This window comes from Nitrospira sp. CMX1, from assembly GCF_054902215.1.
Genome location: NZ_JBUBKD010000023.1, coordinates 1 through 16,397 on the forward strand (window position 1 = coordinate 1; position 16,397 = coordinate 16,397).

Sequence of the window (16,397 nt, forward strand, 5' to 3'; positions counted from 1 at the left end):
TGAAAATCAGTGGCCACAAGATCCGGTCAGCGTTCGACCGGTATAACATCGCGAGTGAAGATGACCTTCGTGAGGCTGGAAGCGGCTTAATCGCTGCATCCAGAGAAAAAGGGTACACTTTCGGTGACACTGGGGACAGTTGATCGGGAGGATAGTGTCGGGGGAAAACTCACAAGCCATTGAAGTGTGGCGGAGGGGGCGAGATTTGAACTCGCGGATGGGTTACCCCATCTCCGGTTTTCAAGACCGGCACGTTCGGCCGCTCCGTCACCCCTCCGTGTCTGAGATTCGCTGTAAAATCAATGGATTCGTTGGTAAGCGTCTGAACCCCTTCTCGATGAGGGTCCGGCTGGGGCGCGTTTTCTGGGTTAGTTACCCTCCTCGGACTTGTCTCCAATAGCTCATCGTCCAGACGCTGGACCTGGTGTCGATGGTCTCCCTCAAAGAGGTGCGAGTATACATCCAACGTGATGTTGATGCTACTGTGACCGAGTTGTTGTTGGATATATTTTACGTTCGCATTCTGTTGAATCAACAGGCTGGCGAAGGTGTGCCGCAGGTCATGGAATCGTACCCGACGCAGCCCAGCCGCTTCTAGACAGGCGTAGAAGCCTTTCCTGAGAACCTCATTCGTCATACGGTTGCCATGTGGCGTCAAGAATACCCATTTCGGGAAAGCGTATCCCTTCATCGAGCTTTCAAGCTGAAGACTTTCTTTCAACTTGAGCAACTCGGCTTGTAACTGGGGAGATACATCTACGCGCCGAATCCGGTTGGTTTTGGTGGATGTCTCTTGCCGTCTGACAACATTATGCCGGACTTCAATGAAGGATCCCAGGAAGTCAATGTCTTCCCATTGGAGGCCGATCAATTCTCCCTCTCTCATGCCTGTCCGTACAGCACAAAGGAAGAGCGGATAGAGAAACGAATACCGTTCCTTAGTGGTGGCAAGTAAAGCCTTGACCTCGATTGCGGTCAGCGGTTCGATATGGGCGCTTGAGGCCTTACATCCCTTCACGATCATCCCAACTTTGGACACAGGATTTGCGGTAACGGTGCCATCGTCAATGGCATGGTTGAACATTTCTCGCAGCGGAGTCAGGATATTCAAAATCGTCCGCTTCTTGAGCCCCTGGCTGTTCCAGGTGGCGACCAAGTCTTTCACATCCTTTCTGGTCACCTGATCCAAGGTGCGAGAGCCTAGGGCAGGGTAGAGGTGCTTCTTACAAACCTGCCGATAGCCTGAAGCTGTTGAGAATTTGCAGTTGTTATCCACATAGGCACTGAGCCAATTCTCCATGTACCCTTTCAGGGTTGGCATGTTCTGTTCGGGTTGTGAAAAGACTACAGGACTGCCATTGGCCTCGGCCCATCTGATCTTTGCTTCAATCTTCTTGGCAAACTCTAAGGCGACTTTCTTGTCAGAGAACCGCTTCCTCTTGCGGCTGTTATTGTGGATGATGGAAACCCACCAGCCAGACTTTCCAGTTCGTTGTGTAACTTTGACTCCCAATTCATCCTCCTTGGATTAGACGTTTCTGCCTACAGCATGATTGGTTGACATGTTGTCACCCATCTTTCTTCCTGCTCTCAGTCATCATCCACACGCGGCGTAGTGCTATAATGCTGGCATAATATCTAATGGCACTGCAACAACGCTATTGACGTCCATAGCAGGGCACAGTAGGGTGTGAGCAATGGAATAGGATACCTCATCCAAGGAGCAGTTTAATCTCTGCATCGATTCTCGGTTAGCGATGCAGACGAAGATCCTGGCCATTCAGCAAAAACGGCGACCACATGCCATAGTGGAGGAAGCCCTTCGTGACCTTCTCAAGAAGTATAAGGTCAAAGGAAAAACCTATGATGGGGTATTAGGCTACATCCGTCCTGTGCCGCGCCTCTTGCATCTCTCGTAGAGTATTTTCAACCAGAGCATCGATATCGACTTTTGTGACCTGCCGCCTGGTCAAAAACTGGTCAATATCCGTCGGACGAATAAGCACCTTGGTCCTATGGCCAGCTTGATAGCACGGTAAGCCATCAGCGAGCCAACGCTTGACCGTACGGGCAGAAACGCCCGCCCAGGCAGCTGCTTCCTTTAACGGGAGAAATCCTGGACGCTCCATCATTCAGTGACCAATTAGTTAACGCTCAGCACCCCTGCCGATGTGGCCTAGTCAGTGAATCGTCTCGAAACGCTTTCCTAATAGTGATCCACTGTTCAGTCATTGCTCTCTCAAGCACTTATGAGAAGGTTCAGATTTTATAACCATACCGAAAAAGTAGGGGTGGCCACAGAAGCGAAGGGACTCCGGTGTTGGTTCCGGCCGCGTTCCGGGAGGCACTCACCAAGGTCTGCAGAGCGGCGGAGTGGCGGACGCATGTCCGCTGAGGCACCGCGTCTCGAGACGCCGTGCCAGGTGAAGTCTGGCACCGTCGTGTCGCACAACGCGACTCGACCGTGCCGAGAGAATAGCCGTCGCCCATCAAGGGGCGTGGCACGCCCGTGGCAACCGCGCCACCTCAGACGGTGTCACGGTCGCAGCCGTGCGTAGCCACAGTCGCGGAGATTCTGTTGCGCCCTCGATGTGGGTGAGGGGCTCAACACGGTATTGAGAAGAAGTTGGTGTGCGAGTCCGCTGTGTGGGGCCGTTCATGATCGGTCCAGCTCTCGGCTGTCACAGGCATATGGTTGATCAGTGAGGTCGCAGAGGAATCGAAGAGGTGGAAGCCCTTCGCCCTCACGATCTCTTCCTTGACGAGTTATAACATAAGTGTTATAGTTCATCCACATGGCCTGGACAGTAGTCTACTATGAGACGGCACAGGGAGATCAACCGATAGAGGCATTTCTCGACGCCTTGTCCCATGGGGCACGAGCCAAATGCCTGGCCTATATCAGTCGGCTAGAAATTGATGGCACGCGTCTTCCCGCCTCGATTGCGGCACATGTCCGGGGGAAGATCTGGGAGCTGCGTCCGGAATGGTCGGGGACGGAGTACCGGTTCTTTTATGCCGCACTCGTAGGACAGCGGTTCATCATCCTGCATGCGATCCAGAAGAAGCGGCAGAAACTGCGAGAACGAGACATCGCCCTCGCGGAGCAACGATACGAGGACGTCAAGCGAAGGAGTCACGATGAAAACACATAGACAGTACATCAACGAACAGATCAAGAAGGAACCAAAGTTCGCCGAGGCTCTTGCGAAGGCGGAGCAAGAAGTGGGGATTGCCGTGGAGCTGGCGAAGCTGCGGGAACGACGCGGGCTCAGTCAGACCGAGCTCGCCAAACTCACCGGTATGAAACAACCGCAGATTGCCCGCTTGGAAAGCGGGGCCCATTTCCCCGCGTTTCCAACCCTGCAAAAGCTTCTCGGCGTGCTTGGTGGCAAATTGGAACTAACAGCGGATGCCTGCCATCTCGTTCCAACACGACTGAAGGTCGCCAGCGCGCGCCGGTAGTGCGTCCTCAGCATCCAGAGTGCAGAGAGACTCAAAGTCGAGGGAAGAGAGACCATGAAACCCCGCGCCGTGAGGCGACACAAACATCTCCAGCTCGATCAAGCGAAGCTGACGCGCGTGAAGACCATGCTTGGTACCATAACGGAAACCGAAGCCATCGAACGCGCCCTCGCGCTTGTGGTGGAGGAGGGCAGGCTCGATCAACCGTTGAAGCGGATGAAGAGACACATGCAGCTGCAAAGAGTCTATCGATGAGATGCGGCGCCTCGTTCCTGATACCAACCTCTTCTTCGACTAGCTGCACACTGAGGAGCGTCGTGACGCGGAATCAACGGGACTTTCTCGCCATCCAGCCCATTCGTCCCTTCAAACTCAGTCTGGTATAAGAGTCGCCGGAAACGTCTGATCGTTTCGCACGCCGCTCGTCTCTGATTCTCATCCCTTCTTTACTACAACTATGGTGTTACTTCCCCTGCAGCCTCGAAAGCCGTTCGGCGTTCCACCGTTCAGCGACCATCTGGCACGTAGTCGGTCGCCTGCTACCCGACAAGCGTGTCAAGGTCAACACCGTCTCGAAGCCGACTCTTTGACTTTCTTCCACCGCGGCGAACGGGCGTTCTCTTTTCGGTCTATCTGAAGCGGACCTTTTCGCCTCGTCTGGTGAATCTGCTCTGCCATGCCTGCTGTTGATGAGCGGGACCAGCTTGTGGTTTCAGGTTCGGTGCCTGTGGGCATCCGGCCTCCGCCCTGGCTTTCCACCCGCGGGCTGCGTCGATCATGCCCGCGCGCCGCCTCTGAGCGGCTTCTTTCCGCGGTCATTCCTCCGCTTCGCGCCCACCGGCCCGCCAGGTGCCGACGGCCTCTCTGTCTCCTTTGTCGTCGCTGTGTGGCCTCCACTGCCTCGTGAGAGGCCAACACATCAACTCTAACTAAAGGAGACAACACATGGCACCTCACGACAAAAAACCCAAGCCGGTCACCACGCTTCGATGCAGCAGCATCAAGGCGAGCATCTGGAAGAACGAGGGCATGAAAGGCCCGTTCTACAACGTGACTGTAGCCCGCTCGTACAAGGGCCAGGATGGAGTCTGGAAGAATTCCGAATCCTTCGGTCTGGCGGACCTGGACGCGCTCGTGGCGGTCGCCCAACAGGCGAAACTCTGGGTCACCGAGCGGTCAGACCGCTGACCGTCACGGGAAGCCTCCGGCCCTCGCGCCGGGGGCTTCCTGCATCTGAAGAAAGGAAAGAAGACGATGAAGAGCTATCAGGAATTTGCGACGCATCTCGATCAGCTGCTTGGAGGTGTCCATGCTGTCCGCATCACGGTGCCCGGCTACATGCCGCTCTCGGTCGAGGAGATTGGATCCAGTGGAGACGGATACCGGCTGGTGTCCTTATGCCATTACGGCGAACAGAACGGCGACCTCATGCGAGATCCCGACATCGTATTTCTGTCGGTATGACGAGGCGGGCAGACGCACCCATGTCCTGCCCACGCTAAAACAGGACTTGACGGAGTTTGCCGAGAGCTGGTTTGCCAATCTGAAGGATCAGGGATTCTTTGCCCCCACCGCGGTTCGAGAGATCCTGTCCCCGTGATCGTCTCGATCCATTCCGGGGGCATGACCTGATCAGATCATGCCCCCGTCAAAAGGAAACTCTTACAGAACATGTAACCATTGAGGCTTACCGCTTCGTGCCGAGAAAGAGAAAGCTGCTGGTCCTGACATTGTTGAGGGCGGCACTGTAGAGCCGGTTGGTCGCGGCATCGTACAAGGCCATCCCCGTAAGCGTCTCGGTTCCCTGGCGACAGGCGCCACCTCCGAATGTCAGCGAGGTATGAAACCCATTGCCCTTGGTCCGAGGAGACAAGGTTCCAGCAACGGTGCATCCCTCCGATGAATAACCGGAAAGCGTCCCGGCTGAATCCACGGTCACCGTGACCGTGTGGTTGTCGGTACGGAGTCCTGAATAGGTCCCGGCCACAAGAGCCAGGTTCGGGGCCGACTCAGAGTCAGCAGCGTACGTACTCGTAAAGCTTTTTGCCTCACCAATAAAGTAGGCCATCGTCGCGTGAAAGCTCTTGTTCGGTACATAGCTGCCACTCATCGTCGCCGCGCGAATGCCAGCGCCTTCCACATTGAAATCTCTGGTGTTGGAGGAACCGAAGGAGCCGAGGTGCGACGTGCCGGTTCCCTGCACCAGTCCGGCCAGGATATTGGGATTGTCTTGTGCCGTATAGAACAGCCAATAGGAGCTGTCCCCTAGAACCAGTCCAGCGACGGCGCGGCCTGTAGAAGTAGTGCCCGCCCAGCGACCTTCAGCCGAGGTGGCCGCAGGCTGCGATAGGGAAGACACGTCGCTCTCGCGATACCCCCCGCCACAGGCGGCGGGGGCGAACCCGCTATTGAAACAGTTGGCAAAGCTGCCACAGGCCACGAGCCCACTCATCAGGCCGAGGGCCAGAAGGCATCGAATAACGTGTGTCCCGGTCATGTGCATGGTGATGCCCGCAACAACGTATGAGGGGTTCCCTGTCACAGGATAACAGGAAGAGATCCCCCCTCAAATCGAGACCCCCGAATGGCTGGAAACCCAACCAGCCGACTCCTCATGACAGCCTGTATCGCTTGCCGGAGGGGCTTATGAACCGGCCGTCCGGGACCCGTTTCTGGCGTCGTGTGTGCAGCGTGACCGGTTGATCTCTGATCTTGGTTGGTGTCGGCAGAGGGATGATGTAAGACCGATTTTAAGAGGTTGCAGGATATGGCCTCAAGGCCCAGTTGTCTTACATATGTGGTGTGTTGTATGCTGCTTTCCATGAGTTTTGATGCCGCTCATACTTTTGGTCACCGGAACGTTGGACTGACCCTGACTCTGTTGGGTCTGTGGGGATGACCACGAAACGCACCACGACGATCACCGTCGATCTGGGGGAGCTGAAAGCGCCCTGGCAGGCCTATTGTGAGCAGCAGGGCGTCACACCGAGCCATGCCCTTCGGCAGGTCCTGCGGCAGGCGCTGGATCAGCCGGCGCGACTGTCATCTGCTCCTCGGCTGCGCGTCACTCGTCGGCGAGAGCGAGCCACCGCCCGCATGAAGCTAAATGTGACCCCCTCTGAACTCGCCGCGCTGCGAACCTGTGCCCAGCACGAGGGCTATCAGCCGACGGCCTGGGTGGTCGCGATGATCCGCACCAAGTTGACCGGGGAACCGCATGTCGGACAGCCAGAACTCGCCGCCCTGACCCGCTCGAATCACCAGCTCCTCGCCTTGGGAAGGAATTTGAACCAGATTGCGAAGGTCTTGAATACCGCGCCCCAGAACCGTGCCGCGTTTCGGGTAGAAGCGATCACTGAACTCTCCCGCGTGATTCAAGCCCATACGAAGAAGGTGTCCGATGTCTTGCGCGGGACGGTGGCACGCTGGTCTCTCCAATGAGTCCTTCAATTAGTCCAATCGACCTGAAGCTGGATGAGTGGGGGTGTCGGCTCTTCAATGTCTCAACAGAAACTCTTCCGCGGCCGAGGTCCAGCAGGAGTGTTCGTCTTGGTTCCGCTAAGTTCGTAAGCACTGGCGGACGGCTCAGCACGGCACAGGCTCGTGCGACCTATGTGCGGCAGAAACTGCAGGCCATGGTCCGCCGCTCGCCACAAGTCGTGGTGAAACTCGTCAGGGCGCCGAAAGGGATGAAGGGCATCTCGAACAACCTCACGTATATTTCGCGCGATGGGCTCCTCGACATCGAGGATCAGGACGGCCAGGTGATCCGGGGGGAAGAGGCGGTGGCCGATCTAAAAGTCCAATGGCGGGACGGCGGCATGCCGATCCTCGCGGACTCGACCATGCGCGATGCCTTTCATCTCGTCCTCTCCATGCCGACCAGGACCGATCCGTTATCGGTGCAGCGCGCGGCGCGTGACTTTGCGACGCGGGAGTTTTGGGGATATCAGTACGCGATGGTCCTCCATACGTTTGAGACCGATCCAGATCCGCATCCCTCTCCGCATCCGCATGTGCATCTCACGGTGAAAGCGGCGAGCCTCGACGGAGTCCGCCTCAATCCGAGAAAGGCCGACCTGCAGCGTTGGCGGGAGGGGTTTGCAGAGGCCCTCCGGGAGCATGGGATTGAAGCCACGACCACGAGCCGGATTCATCGGACGACGCATGAACGCTGGACGGTGCGGCATCTGCAGGAACCAAGCAAAAAAGGGGAGACGCTGGAGCGGCAGAAACGCACCACGCGCCGACATGCACGAGTCCAGGACGTCATGCGGAATTATGAGCAGGTGATGAGGACGTTAGCCCGGTCGGATCGGGGGGAAGATCGGCAACTGGCGGCGGATCTGGTGCACTACTTGAGCGAGAGGTCGCGGGACGTCGCGAAGACTCGGTCGCCGGAACGTGATCGGTCTTCGTAAGGTACTGCACCATCCATTTCTTGGCTAGAGGACGATTGATACGGCAATACACGGTCGGTAGGGATGGGTACCCGTACGTTCCTTCGCAAGTAATTAAAGAATGGGAAGAAGGACGAACTAGTGGTACCGTACGATGCTGAACGATGGGTGGGATATCGTTATGGATTCGATCAAAAACATGAGCAAGATTCGAGAGGGCACACGAGACGTATGTTCCTAACTACTCCCCTGTTAAGTCGAGGCATGCTTGACGTTAACGCATAGTGATTTGCCGCAAGAAAAGGGGTAAGCTTCACACGCTTTTCTTCCTCATGGTGAACAGATCGGTCGATGGACAATCTCCTCACAAAAGAACAAATGGAGGCGTTGGAGCAGGTTGGGTGTAAGTTCACTCCGGGTGGCTCTCACAGTAGTCGAACAATAATGTTGACTGAGCTGAAGCGGGTGCTTGATGCGGTGGCAGCCGGTTCGCTTCCAGACTCATACCATCTAGCTATTGCGACGGAAAACGTGCTCGGTAAGGGCACGGATAGCACCCGTCAGAAATCGTTTCGCCATCTACGTGAGCTGTATGGGCTTTCGGAGGCCGTGCCTCTCTTCGCTACCTTCCGACGGCTGTATATCGCAGATCCGCAAGGGATCCCGCTGCTCGCGTTTCTCTGCGCGTGGAGCCGAGACCCGTTACTTCGCGCAACGACTCCAGCTGTATCGCCAATTTCTGAAGGAACAATAGTGAGCGCTGGGGATTTAGCAAAAGCGATTGCCGAGGCATTTCCTGGCCAGTATTCAGAGCTCAACCAGAACAAGATCGCACGGAATGCAGCGTCCAGTTGGACACAGTCCGGCCATTTGATTGGTCGGGCGAAGAAAGTGCGTCGACGAGTACAGCCGACCGTGGGCGCAGTGACAATGGCCTTATGGCTCGGTGATATCGCAGGCTTCCACGGCGGGGCCTGTTTTACAAGCCCCTGGTGTCGATTGCTGGATCTGAGCGTAGATCAAGTAAGAGATCGAGCAATGGAGGCGCATCGACACGGACTGCTCACGATGCGGGCCGTTGGCGAAATTGTGGAGTTAACCTTTCCCGGATTTCCCGTAATTGAGCAAGTGTCGTCATGAATGCCATTGATCGATTGATCGCGAATTACCAGCGGCAAGTGTCTCTTCCTTGGGCTGCCAATCTCGCAGGCAAACAACGCATATGGTTTGCGGTATACCCCCCAGCCGAGGAGCGGCGTGTCAGGGCGAATCTGCAACAATTCGAGGCGGCGACACACGCGGCTAAACACGGGTGGTTGGCGGCAGACCTAACCAGGCTCCTGCCGGAATGGCTCTCGCAGCATGAATATCGCGAAGGAATTTTTGCCGAACCACAGTTCCTGTCATCGCATCAGGATCTAGAAGAGCTTGCCGTAGAGAGGGTGCAGCAGGCCTGCACTGCGGAGGAAGCTGATCTGAATGCAGTTGTGGTAGTTCTGGGGCTTGGCAGCCTCTTTGACTTCATCCGAGTCTCCCGGTTGCTGGATTTGGTGGAAGGCACCATTCGCGGTCGGCTGCTCGTCTTGTTCCCTGGCGAGTATCGTCAAAATAGCTATCGCTTTATGGATGCGCGAGACGGATTTAACTATATGGCGGTTCCCATCACCACTACGGAGAGTTTCTTGAGATCATGAAAAACCGGGAAATCTATTGGCGTGACCCCCTCACAGCGGAGTTGCTCAACAACGGCGTCTCCAAAGTTGCTGAGATCGAGAACGACCCGGAGCAGATCAAGACGCTGCGATTTGAGCTAGAGACGTTCGTGTGTGATGGGGAATATGCACGCGGCCTTGAGCGTATTCTGAAAGCCTACCTCGATGGCCTCAATCGTGAGGAGCAGAAAGCTGTCTGGGTCAGTGGATTTTTTGGAAGTGGCAAGTCGCATCTTGTCAAAATGTTGCGATACCTCTGGGAGGACTATTGTTTTCCAGACGGCGCTACCGCTCGATCATTAGCCAAATTGCCCTCAGAAGTGTCTGACTTGCTCGCTGAACTCAGTAACCGGAGCAAAGCGTATGGAAGATTACGGGCGGCAGCTGGGACGCTCGGAGCTGGCAATATGGAGAATGTACGCCTTGCCTTCGTGCAGCTAGTTCTCCGATCAGTAGGCCTTCCAGAAACACTCTCACAGGCTAGATTCCTGTTGTGGCTATCCAGTTCAGGTCTCTCCGAGCAAGTGGAGAGCGCCCTCAAGAACAAGAATCGCAACCTCCAGAAGGAAGTCCGTAACCTAAAGCTCTCGACACCACTTGCAGAAGCGCTACTAGAGGCGGACCCTAAATATGGCACGGTGGCTAATGCGCAGGCCGCGTTGCGCGCAGAGTTTCCGGATAACACGTCTCCTACCATCAATGAAAGCCTTGAACTGATTCGCCACGTGTTTGGCCAAGATGGAAAGTTGCCCTGTACCTTGCTCGTTGTGGACGAAATCCAGCAGTTCATCGGAGAGAAGATCCCTCGAGCGATGGATGTGCAAGAAATCGCAGAGCATTGCTGCAGGAGCCTTGATCGACGGCTTCTGCTTGTGGGTACCGGCCAGTCCGCCCTGACGACCACGGCCAGTTTAGGCCGACTGCAAGCTCGCTTCGCCGTCCGTGTGCAACTCTCCGATACTGATGTGGAGGCGGTGATTCGCCAAACGGTGTTGCAAAAGAAGCCGGAGCGAGAGGAACACATCCAGAACATCATAGAAGCCAATCAGGGCGAAATCAGCCGGCATCTTCAAAACACCAGACTCGCTGCGACTCATGCGGATGAGCCGTTCTATATTCCCGATTACCCGCTTCTCCCAACACGGAGACGTTTCTGGGAGCGGGTGCTGCGCAATACCGACCACTCAGGGACTTCGGCGCAGTTGCGCACTCAGTTGAAGATTGTATTCGATGCGACGAGAGAGACGGCCGAGAAACCCATTGGGACAGTTGTCCCGGCGGATTTCATCTATGACCAGATCGCGACAGATCTACTCAATACCGGCGAACTGGAGCGGGAATATGATGAGATCATCAAGAAGCAACGCGACAAGACCCCGCAAGGTGAGCTTCGCTCTCGTCTCTGCGCGTTGATATTCCTCATTAACAAATTGCCAACGACACCGGGGGCTGACGATGGCATCCGGGCAAACGCCGAAACCTTGGCGGATCTCCTCATCTCGGATTTGGTGAAAGATGGGGCTGTTTTCCGACAAGAGATTCCGAAGCAGCTGAAGCAGCTGGTGGATGCCGGTCATCTCATGCTGGTCGGGAACGAGTATCGACTCCAGACTCGTGAGGGAGCGAAGTGGACTCATGACTTCAATCGGCGTCGCACCAGTGTCCTGAACGATGAGGCACGTATTAACGGGAGGCGTGATGAGTTACTACGTGATGCGGTGGCGCAGGCACTCCGACCCGTCTCGTTGCAACATGGGGTATCACATCAAACACACAAACTGATTCATGAACTAAGTACCGTAAAGCCGGCTGAAAGCAAAGAGGCGATCACCCTGTGGTTGCGTGATGGATGGAATGACGAAGAAAAGACAGTGGTAAATGACGCGCGTGCAGCTGGCACAGACAGCCCGATGCTGTTGGGTTACTTGCCGCGATTGTGCCATGAGGAATTGCGACAGGCCATCGCCTCTGAGATGGCAGCAACCGAAACGCTCAATGCACATGGGACCGTGACCACGCCTGAGGCCATCGAGGCAAGAAAAGCGGTAGAAACGCAGCAAATGGTGGCCACTCATAAAATAAGGGAACTGCTAGGTCAGATAGTGGGCGGCTCCAAAGTGTTTCTGGGTGGTGGTGAAGAGGCGTTTGGCATTGAGTTAGCAGACAAGGTGGAACAAGCAGGCATCGGATCACTGGTCCGGCTCTTCCCTAAATTTGGCGATGCGGACCATGCTAATTGGGGCCAAGTGGTAAATCGTGCCAGAGCGGGCGATGTGGGCGCGCTTGGGCAAATCGGTTACCGGGGTGAAACGAGCCAGCATCCCGTCTGTCGACAAGTGCTCGGTTTGATCGGGGCTGGCAAAAAGGGAAAGGACATTCGCGATTACTTCAAGTCCGCTCCATTCGGGTGGCCGCAGGATGCGGTAGACGGTGCGCTGTATACCCTCATGGTGGCGGGGAACGTCCGCGCGACAGTCAACGGTCAAGCGGTACAGACTAAAGATCTTCCGCAAAACCAGGTGGGTGCGGCTAGTTTCTATGTCGACGTGCCGCCGCTCAACGTAATCCAGCGGCTCGATCTGAAAGCGCTGTTTCAAAAAGCTGGCCTGGCCACGAAAAACGGCGAAGAGTCGTCAGCGGCCGCCGATTTTCTCTTGAAACTACTCGCGCTCGCGGAGAGTGCAGGTGGGGAGGCTCCGCGTCCTGCAGTCCCCGAGCCACAAGCCATTCGCGATCTTCTGTTGTTGAGTGGCAATGCACAGCTGCTCGCAATTCATGACAAGAAACCTGAACTGGAGGGGTGGATCGCAGCATGGAAGAAAGCTGCGGAGGGAATCGCGAAACGGGTTCCGGCCTGGCAGTGTCTCCTTGAGCTCCATAATTTCGTGAGCGGGATGCCAGATGCAAAGAGTTGGACGGAATCTATTGAAGCGATTATCAGGAATCGCACGCTCTTAAATGATCCGGACCCGGCTCCTCCGATCACCCACAAGATGACGCAGGTGCTTCGCGAAGAGATGGCAAAACTTCAACATGATATCACCGCGGGCTTTGAAGCAGGGGAACGTCGTCTTGCTCAATCGGATGTGTGGCAGCGGTTGAAGGCCGAGCAACGAAAAGACCTCGCAGCCCGATGCGCACTGTCTCCGCCGCCGGCAATGCCAGTTGGAACCGAGTCAGAACTCCTTACTGCGCTCCGAAGCAGTTCGTTGTCAGAACGGCGTAATCTGTTGGATGCCATTCCACAACGATTCACGCGTGCGTTGGAAGAAGCAACCAGACTTCTGGAGCCAAAGGCGGTGCGCGTAACGCTGCCATCGGTCACTATCAAGAGCGAAGCTGAACTCGATGCCTGGCTGGATGATGTCAGAGAGCAGATTGCCGAGAAGCTCAAGAATGGCCCTGTGATTCTATGAAGGCGCTCGCTTCTGAACTTCGCAAACAGCTCGGCAAAACCGTCCTTCAAGCGCGAGAGGTTGCCGAGATTGGGGCGAGGAAGGCCCTCGAAGCGCTCGCGGTGCACGAACCAGATCCGTACAAACATCTCAGTGAGGAGCAACGCCTCCTTCGTCGAGCCCTTCGGGCACAAGCCAGGCAATTGGGTGATGAGGAGAGCCGCACCAAGAAGGGTGCCTATGAGATCACCCATCTCAAGGAAAAGGTCGCCTACGACCAGTGGCATCGACTGCTCTTCGCCCGATTTCTCATTGAGAATAGCCTGCTCATCTCACCGGAGCATGGTGTCGCTGTATCATTCCATGACTGTGAGGAACTCGCGCCAGCGCTCGGGCTCCACGATGGCTGGGCCGTAGCAGCCAAATTTGCTGCGGCAGAATTGCCGGAGATCTTTCGCGAAGATGACCCAACGGGACGCCTCGACCTCCCGGTTGAAGATCGCAACCCTCTCATTCAGCTCGTCACTGGTCTGCCGGCAAAGGTATTTCTGGCCGACGACTCTCTTGGCTGGGTGTATCAATTCTGGCAAGCCAAACGGAAAGACGAGGTGAACGAATCCGGTGCCAAGATTGGCGCAGACGAATTATCCCCGGTCACCCAGCTCTTTACCGAGGACTATATGGTCCTCTTTTTGCTGCATAACACCCTCGGCGCGTGGTGGGCGGGCAAGCTGGCGCTAGGTGATCCCAGTAAGTTCAAAGTCGGAACAGAGGAGGAGGCCAGGAAGGTTGCCGCTTTGCCCAGCGTCGAATGGACGTATCTTCGGTTCATCAAGAATGAAGCCGGTGAATGGCAACCAGCAGCCGGCACATTCGACAGCTGGACCAAAACGGCAAATGAAATTCGCGTGCTCGATCCCTGTATGGGCAGCGGACATTTTCTGGTGGCGGAATTGCCAATTCTCGTGGCCATGCGCATGGCGGAAGAAGGTCTGGTTATTCAGGATGCTGTTCTCGCCGTGCTCCGAGACAACCTCTATGGGCTTGAACTCGATTTTCGCTGTACCCAGATCGCTGCGTTCAATCTTGCAATGGCCGCTTGGAAGCTGGCGGGGTATCAACAATTGCCGCCGCTCAACCTCGCCTGCTCGGGTCTCGCTCCTCGAACAAAACTAGAGACGTGGACGAAGCTTGCCAATGGCAACGAACGCCTCCGAGAGGGGATGGAACGGCTCTACCAGATATTCAAGGATGGTCCGACGCTGGGAAGCCTCATCAACCCACGAAAGTTTGGGGGTGATCTGCTGACCGCAGAATTCCATGAACTGCAGCCTTTGGTTCAGAAAGCGCTAGAACGGGAAGGCGAGCGGGGAGATGAGATCGGGCATGAACTAGCAGTGACTGCCAAAGGTCTGGCTCAAGCTGCTGAGATCCTAGCGGGACAGTTTACACTGGTCGTTACGAATGTGCCGTACCTGGGCCGAGGAAAGCAGGACGATGCACTCAAGGACTACTGTAAGTCTGTTCACCCCCTGGCGAAGGCAGACCTCGCTACCTGCTTCGTGGAACGGTGCGTCGAATTCTGTAGGAGCGGAGGCAGTACTGCTCTTGTCACACCACAGAATTGGCTTTTTCTAGGGTCATACGAATCCCTCCGGAGCGATCTGTTCCGCCGAACATCGTGGAACTTAGTTGCTAAGCTCGGTCCTGCGGCTTTTGAGGACATGAATTGGTGGGCAGCTAACACCGTACTTTTTGTTCTAAGTCAGGGTGTGCCCAACACATCCCAGACTATTGGCGGCCTCGATGTCTCGGGGCCGAGGGACCCACAAACCAAAGCGGTTCTCCTACATACCTTGCCGACAACATCAGTCAACCAGTTAGCTCAACTCAACAACCCCGATGCTCGTCTGCTTCTATCCTCCCTTCCGGATCTTCCGCTAATGCAGGATTACGCCGAGGCGCTGCAAGGCATTTCCCCAGCTGACTTTCCGCATTTCGGACGACTCTTCTGGGAACTCCACATATTCACAGAGTGGCGTTTCTGGCAAAGTACCATTGAGGAGACGATACCCTATGGAGGAAGAGAGCTATTACTCTGGTGGAATGACGACTTGTTGAGCGCGATTGAACAAGGGAACGCTTTCCTCCGCGGAGAAAGGGCGTGGGGAAGAACTGGAGTTGTAGTTCGTCAGATGCGGCATCTTCCATCAACGCTCTATATGGGGGAACCGTTTGATACCAATTGTGCAGTCATTCTGCCAAGGGACCCTTCATTGGTTCCGGCAATATGGACATTCTGTTCGTCTAATGACTTCTTACAGGCGGTTCGTCAGATCGACCAAAAGACAAACGTCACCAATGCTACTCTCGTCAAAGTCCCTTTCGATCTCACTCGCTGGCAGCGGGAAGCCGCTGAGAAGTATCCTAACGGCTTGCCAAAGCCCTTCTCAAGCGATCCGACGCAGTGGCTCTTCAGTGGCGATCCAAAGGGCTCGGACCATCCGCTTCAGGCAGCGGTAGCGCGACTCCTCGGCTATCGATGGCCTCGCCAAACCGGCTCCAATTTCCCTGATTGTCCAGCATTGGGCGAGGACGGTTTGGAGAAGTTCGTAGATTCCGACGGGATTGTCTGTATTTCTGCCATCAAAGGTGAGGAACCAGCCGCGGAGCGTCTACGTGCTCTTTTGGCTGCAGCCTACGGCTCGGAGTGGACTGCGGCCAAGCAAGCTGAACTCCTCGCACAAGTCGATCATGCCGGCAAGTCACTCGAAGACTGGATTCGGAATGGGTTCTTCGAGCAACACTGTGCACTCTTTCACCATCGCCCGTTCATCTGGCACATCTGGGATGGCCAAAAAGCTGGCTTCAGTGCTCTGGTCAACTATCATCAGCTCACCAAGGGGAACTTGGAGAAGCTGACCTATTCGTATCTCGGTGACTGGATCAGTCGTCAGAAAGCAGCAGTTTCAGCCGGCGACGCTGGCAGTGATGCCCGGCTTCAAGCTGCCAAAGAATTACAGGGGGAACTGCAAAAGATTTTGGAAGGTGAACCACCCTACGACATCTTTGTGCGATGGAAACCAATTGAGAAGCAGTCTGTCGGCTGGGATCCCGACCTGAACGACGGCGTGCGGTTGAATATCCGTCCCTTCATGAGTGCCAAAGATGTCGGTAAGAAAGGCGCTGGTATATTACGCGCTAAGCCGAATATCAAATGGAGCAAGGATCGCGGTACGGATGTAGACAGCGCTCCATGGTTCAAGGTCTTCAAAGGTGAGCGCATCAACGATCACCACCTGACGCTCGACGAGAAGCGCAAGGCTCAGCAGTCTTCAGGCGAGCGCCGGTCCGCGCGAAAATCTTAAGTAGGCGGGAGTTGCGGCCTCTCTTGCAATTATATGGCGAGCAGTCTATTGTCAGAA

General features: G+C 55.7%; 14 protein-coding genes, 1 tRNA gene and 1 pseudogene. 12 read left to right on the forward strand and 4 right to left on the reverse strand.

Annotated features, from left to right (window positions below; genetic code table 11):
* Positions 1–187: 187 nt before the first annotated feature.
* Positions 188–277: transfer RNA gene (locus ACYX34_RS06635), tRNA-Ser, on the reverse strand.
* A gap of 177 nt (positions 278–454) precedes the next feature.
* Positions 455–1,321 (reverse strand): annotated as a pseudogene (locus ACYX34_RS06640) (site-specific integrase); the annotation flags it as partial.
* 436 nt (positions 1,322–1,757) lie between these two features.
* Between ACYX34_RS06640 and ACYX34_RS06645 the strand changes: the two are divergent.
* Complete coding sequence (locus ACYX34_RS06645) at positions 1,758–1,919, forward strand: hypothetical protein (protein WP_462075799.1); 162 nt, start codon at positions 1,758–1,760, stop codon at positions 1,917–1,919.
* On the opposite strand, the gene ACYX34_RS06650 is transcribed toward ACYX34_RS06645, so the two are convergent.
* Positions 1,875–2,132, reverse strand: a complete 258-nt coding sequence (locus ACYX34_RS06650) for a helix-turn-helix domain-containing protein (protein ID WP_090899543.1) — start codon at positions 2,130–2,132, stop codon at positions 1,875–1,877. The two genes, ACYX34_RS06645 and ACYX34_RS06650, sit on opposite strands and share 45 nt — an antisense overlap.
* Positions 2,133–2,795: 663 nt before the next feature.
* Here ACYX34_RS06650 and ACYX34_RS06655 point away from each other — a divergent pair.
* From ACYX34_RS06655 to ACYX34_RS06675, 5 genes are all read left to right on the forward strand, one after another.
* On the forward strand, positions 2,796–3,155 hold the full coding sequence (locus tag ACYX34_RS06655) for a type II toxin-antitoxin system RelE/ParE family toxin (protein WP_462075770.1): 360 nt from the start codon (positions 2,796–2,798) through the stop codon (positions 3,153–3,155).
* Entirely contained in the window at positions 3,142–3,465 is a 324-nt protein-coding gene (locus ACYX34_RS06660; RefSeq protein ID WP_462075771.1) for a helix-turn-helix domain-containing protein, read from the forward strand. The genes ACYX34_RS06655 and ACYX34_RS06660 overlap by 14 nt, the downstream gene beginning before the upstream one ends.
* Positions 3,466–3,519: 54 nt before the next feature.
* Complete coding sequence (locus ACYX34_RS06665; protein ID WP_462075772.1) at positions 3,520–3,720, forward strand: hypothetical protein; 201 nt, start codon at positions 3,520–3,522, stop codon at positions 3,718–3,720.
* Between the two features lie 690 nt (positions 3,721–4,410).
* Complete coding sequence (locus ACYX34_RS06670) at positions 4,411–4,653, forward strand: hypothetical protein (RefSeq protein ID WP_462075773.1); 243 nt, start codon at positions 4,411–4,413, stop codon at positions 4,651–4,653.
* A 66-nt stretch (positions 4,654–4,719) separates the two neighbouring features.
* On the forward strand, positions 4,720–4,929 hold the full coding sequence (locus ACYX34_RS06675) for a DUF6908 domain-containing protein (RefSeq protein ID WP_462075774.1): 210 nt from the start codon (positions 4,720–4,722) through the stop codon (positions 4,927–4,929).
* A 223-nt stretch (positions 4,930–5,152) separates the two neighbouring features.
* On the opposite strand, the gene ACYX34_RS06680 is transcribed toward ACYX34_RS06675, so the two are convergent.
* A complete protein-coding gene (locus tag ACYX34_RS06680; protein ID WP_462075775.1) occupies positions 5,153–5,962 on the reverse strand; it encodes a hypothetical protein in 810 nt (269 codons plus the stop codon).
* A gap of 398 nt (positions 5,963–6,360) precedes the next feature.
* On the opposite strand from ACYX34_RS06680, the gene ACYX34_RS06685 reads away from it, so the two are divergent.
* From ACYX34_RS06685 to ACYX34_RS06710, 6 genes are all read left to right on the forward strand, one after another.
* Entirely contained in the window at positions 6,361–6,906 is a 546-nt protein-coding gene (locus ACYX34_RS06685; RefSeq protein ID WP_462075776.1) for a plasmid mobilization relaxosome protein MobC, read from the forward strand.
* Positions 6,903–7,886 carry a relaxase/mobilization nuclease domain-containing protein gene (locus ACYX34_RS06690; protein ID WP_462075777.1) on the forward strand — a complete coding sequence of 328 codons (984 nt, stop codon included), beginning with the start codon at positions 6,903–6,905 and terminating at the stop codon, positions 7,884–7,886. The genes ACYX34_RS06685 and ACYX34_RS06690 overlap by 4 nt, the downstream gene beginning before the upstream one ends.
* 330 nt (positions 7,887–8,216) lie before the next feature.
* Positions 8,217–9,005: a hypothetical protein gene (locus tag ACYX34_RS06695; protein WP_462075778.1), complete on the forward strand. Its 789-nt coding sequence runs from the start codon at positions 8,217–8,219 to the stop codon at positions 9,003–9,005.
* The gene (locus ACYX34_RS06700; protein ID WP_462075779.1) at positions 9,002–9,559 is read left to right on the forward strand and encodes a BREX protein BrxB domain-containing protein; all 558 of its coding nucleotides are present in this window, start codon (positions 9,002–9,004) and stop codon (positions 9,557–9,559) included. Before ACYX34_RS06695 ends, ACYX34_RS06700 begins: the two co-directional genes overlap by 4 nt.
* Positions 9,556–12,993 carry a BREX system P-loop protein BrxC gene (gene brxC, locus ACYX34_RS06705; RefSeq protein WP_462075780.1) on the forward strand — a complete coding sequence of 1,146 codons (3,438 nt, stop codon included), beginning with the start codon at positions 9,556–9,558 and terminating at the stop codon, positions 12,991–12,993. Before ACYX34_RS06700 ends, brxC begins: the two co-directional genes overlap by 4 nt.
* The gene (locus tag ACYX34_RS06710) at positions 12,990–16,340 is read left to right on the forward strand and encodes an Eco57I restriction-modification methylase domain-containing protein (protein ID WP_462075781.1); all 3,351 of its coding nucleotides are present in this window, start codon (positions 12,990–12,992) and stop codon (positions 16,338–16,340) included. Before brxC ends, ACYX34_RS06710 begins: the two co-directional genes overlap by 4 nt.
* Positions 16,341–16,397 lie beyond the last annotated feature (57 nt).

Coding starts and splice junctions, on each gene's coding strand:
- ACYX34_RS06645 (WP_462075799.1), top strand. CDS start 1,758: ATGCAGACGAAGATCCTGGCCATTCAGCAAAAACGGCGACCACATGCC.
- ACYX34_RS06650 (WP_090899543.1), bottom strand. CDS start 2,132: ATGATGGAGCGTCCAGGATTTCTCCCGTTAAAGGAAGCAGCTGCCTGG.
- ACYX34_RS06655 (WP_462075770.1), top strand. CDS start 2,796: ATGGCCTGGACAGTAGTCTACTATGAGACGGCACAGGGAGATCAACCG.
- ACYX34_RS06660 (WP_462075771.1), top strand. CDS start 3,142: ATGAAAACACATAGACAGTACATCAACGAACAGATCAAGAAGGAACCA.
- ACYX34_RS06665 (WP_462075772.1), top strand. CDS start 3,520: ATGAAACCCCGCGCCGTGAGGCGACACAAACATCTCCAGCTCGATCAA.
- ACYX34_RS06670 (WP_462075773.1), top strand. CDS start 4,411: ATGGCACCTCACGACAAAAAACCCAAGCCGGTCACCACGCTTCGATGC.
- ACYX34_RS06675 (WP_462075774.1), top strand. CDS start 4,720: ATGAAGAGCTATCAGGAATTTGCGACGCATCTCGATCAGCTGCTTGGA.
- ACYX34_RS06680 (WP_462075775.1), bottom strand. CDS start 5,962: ATGACCGGGACACACGTTATTCGATGCCTTCTGGCCCTCGGCCTGATG.
- ACYX34_RS06685 (WP_462075776.1), top strand. CDS start 6,361: ATGACCACGAAACGCACCACGACGATCACCGTCGATCTGGGGGAGCTG.
- ACYX34_RS06690 (WP_462075777.1), top strand. CDS start 6,903: ATGAGTCCTTCAATTAGTCCAATCGACCTGAAGCTGGATGAGTGGGGG.
- ACYX34_RS06695 (WP_462075778.1), top strand. CDS start 8,217: ATGGACAATCTCCTCACAAAAGAACAAATGGAGGCGTTGGAGCAGGTT.
- ACYX34_RS06700 (WP_462075779.1), top strand. CDS start 9,002: ATGAATGCCATTGATCGATTGATCGCGAATTACCAGCGGCAAGTGTCT.
- brxC (WP_462075780.1), top strand. CDS start 9,556: ATGAAAAACCGGGAAATCTATTGGCGTGACCCCCTCACAGCGGAGTTG.
- ACYX34_RS06710 (WP_462075781.1), top strand. CDS start 12,990: ATGAAGGCGCTCGCTTCTGAACTTCGCAAACAGCTCGGCAAAACCGTC.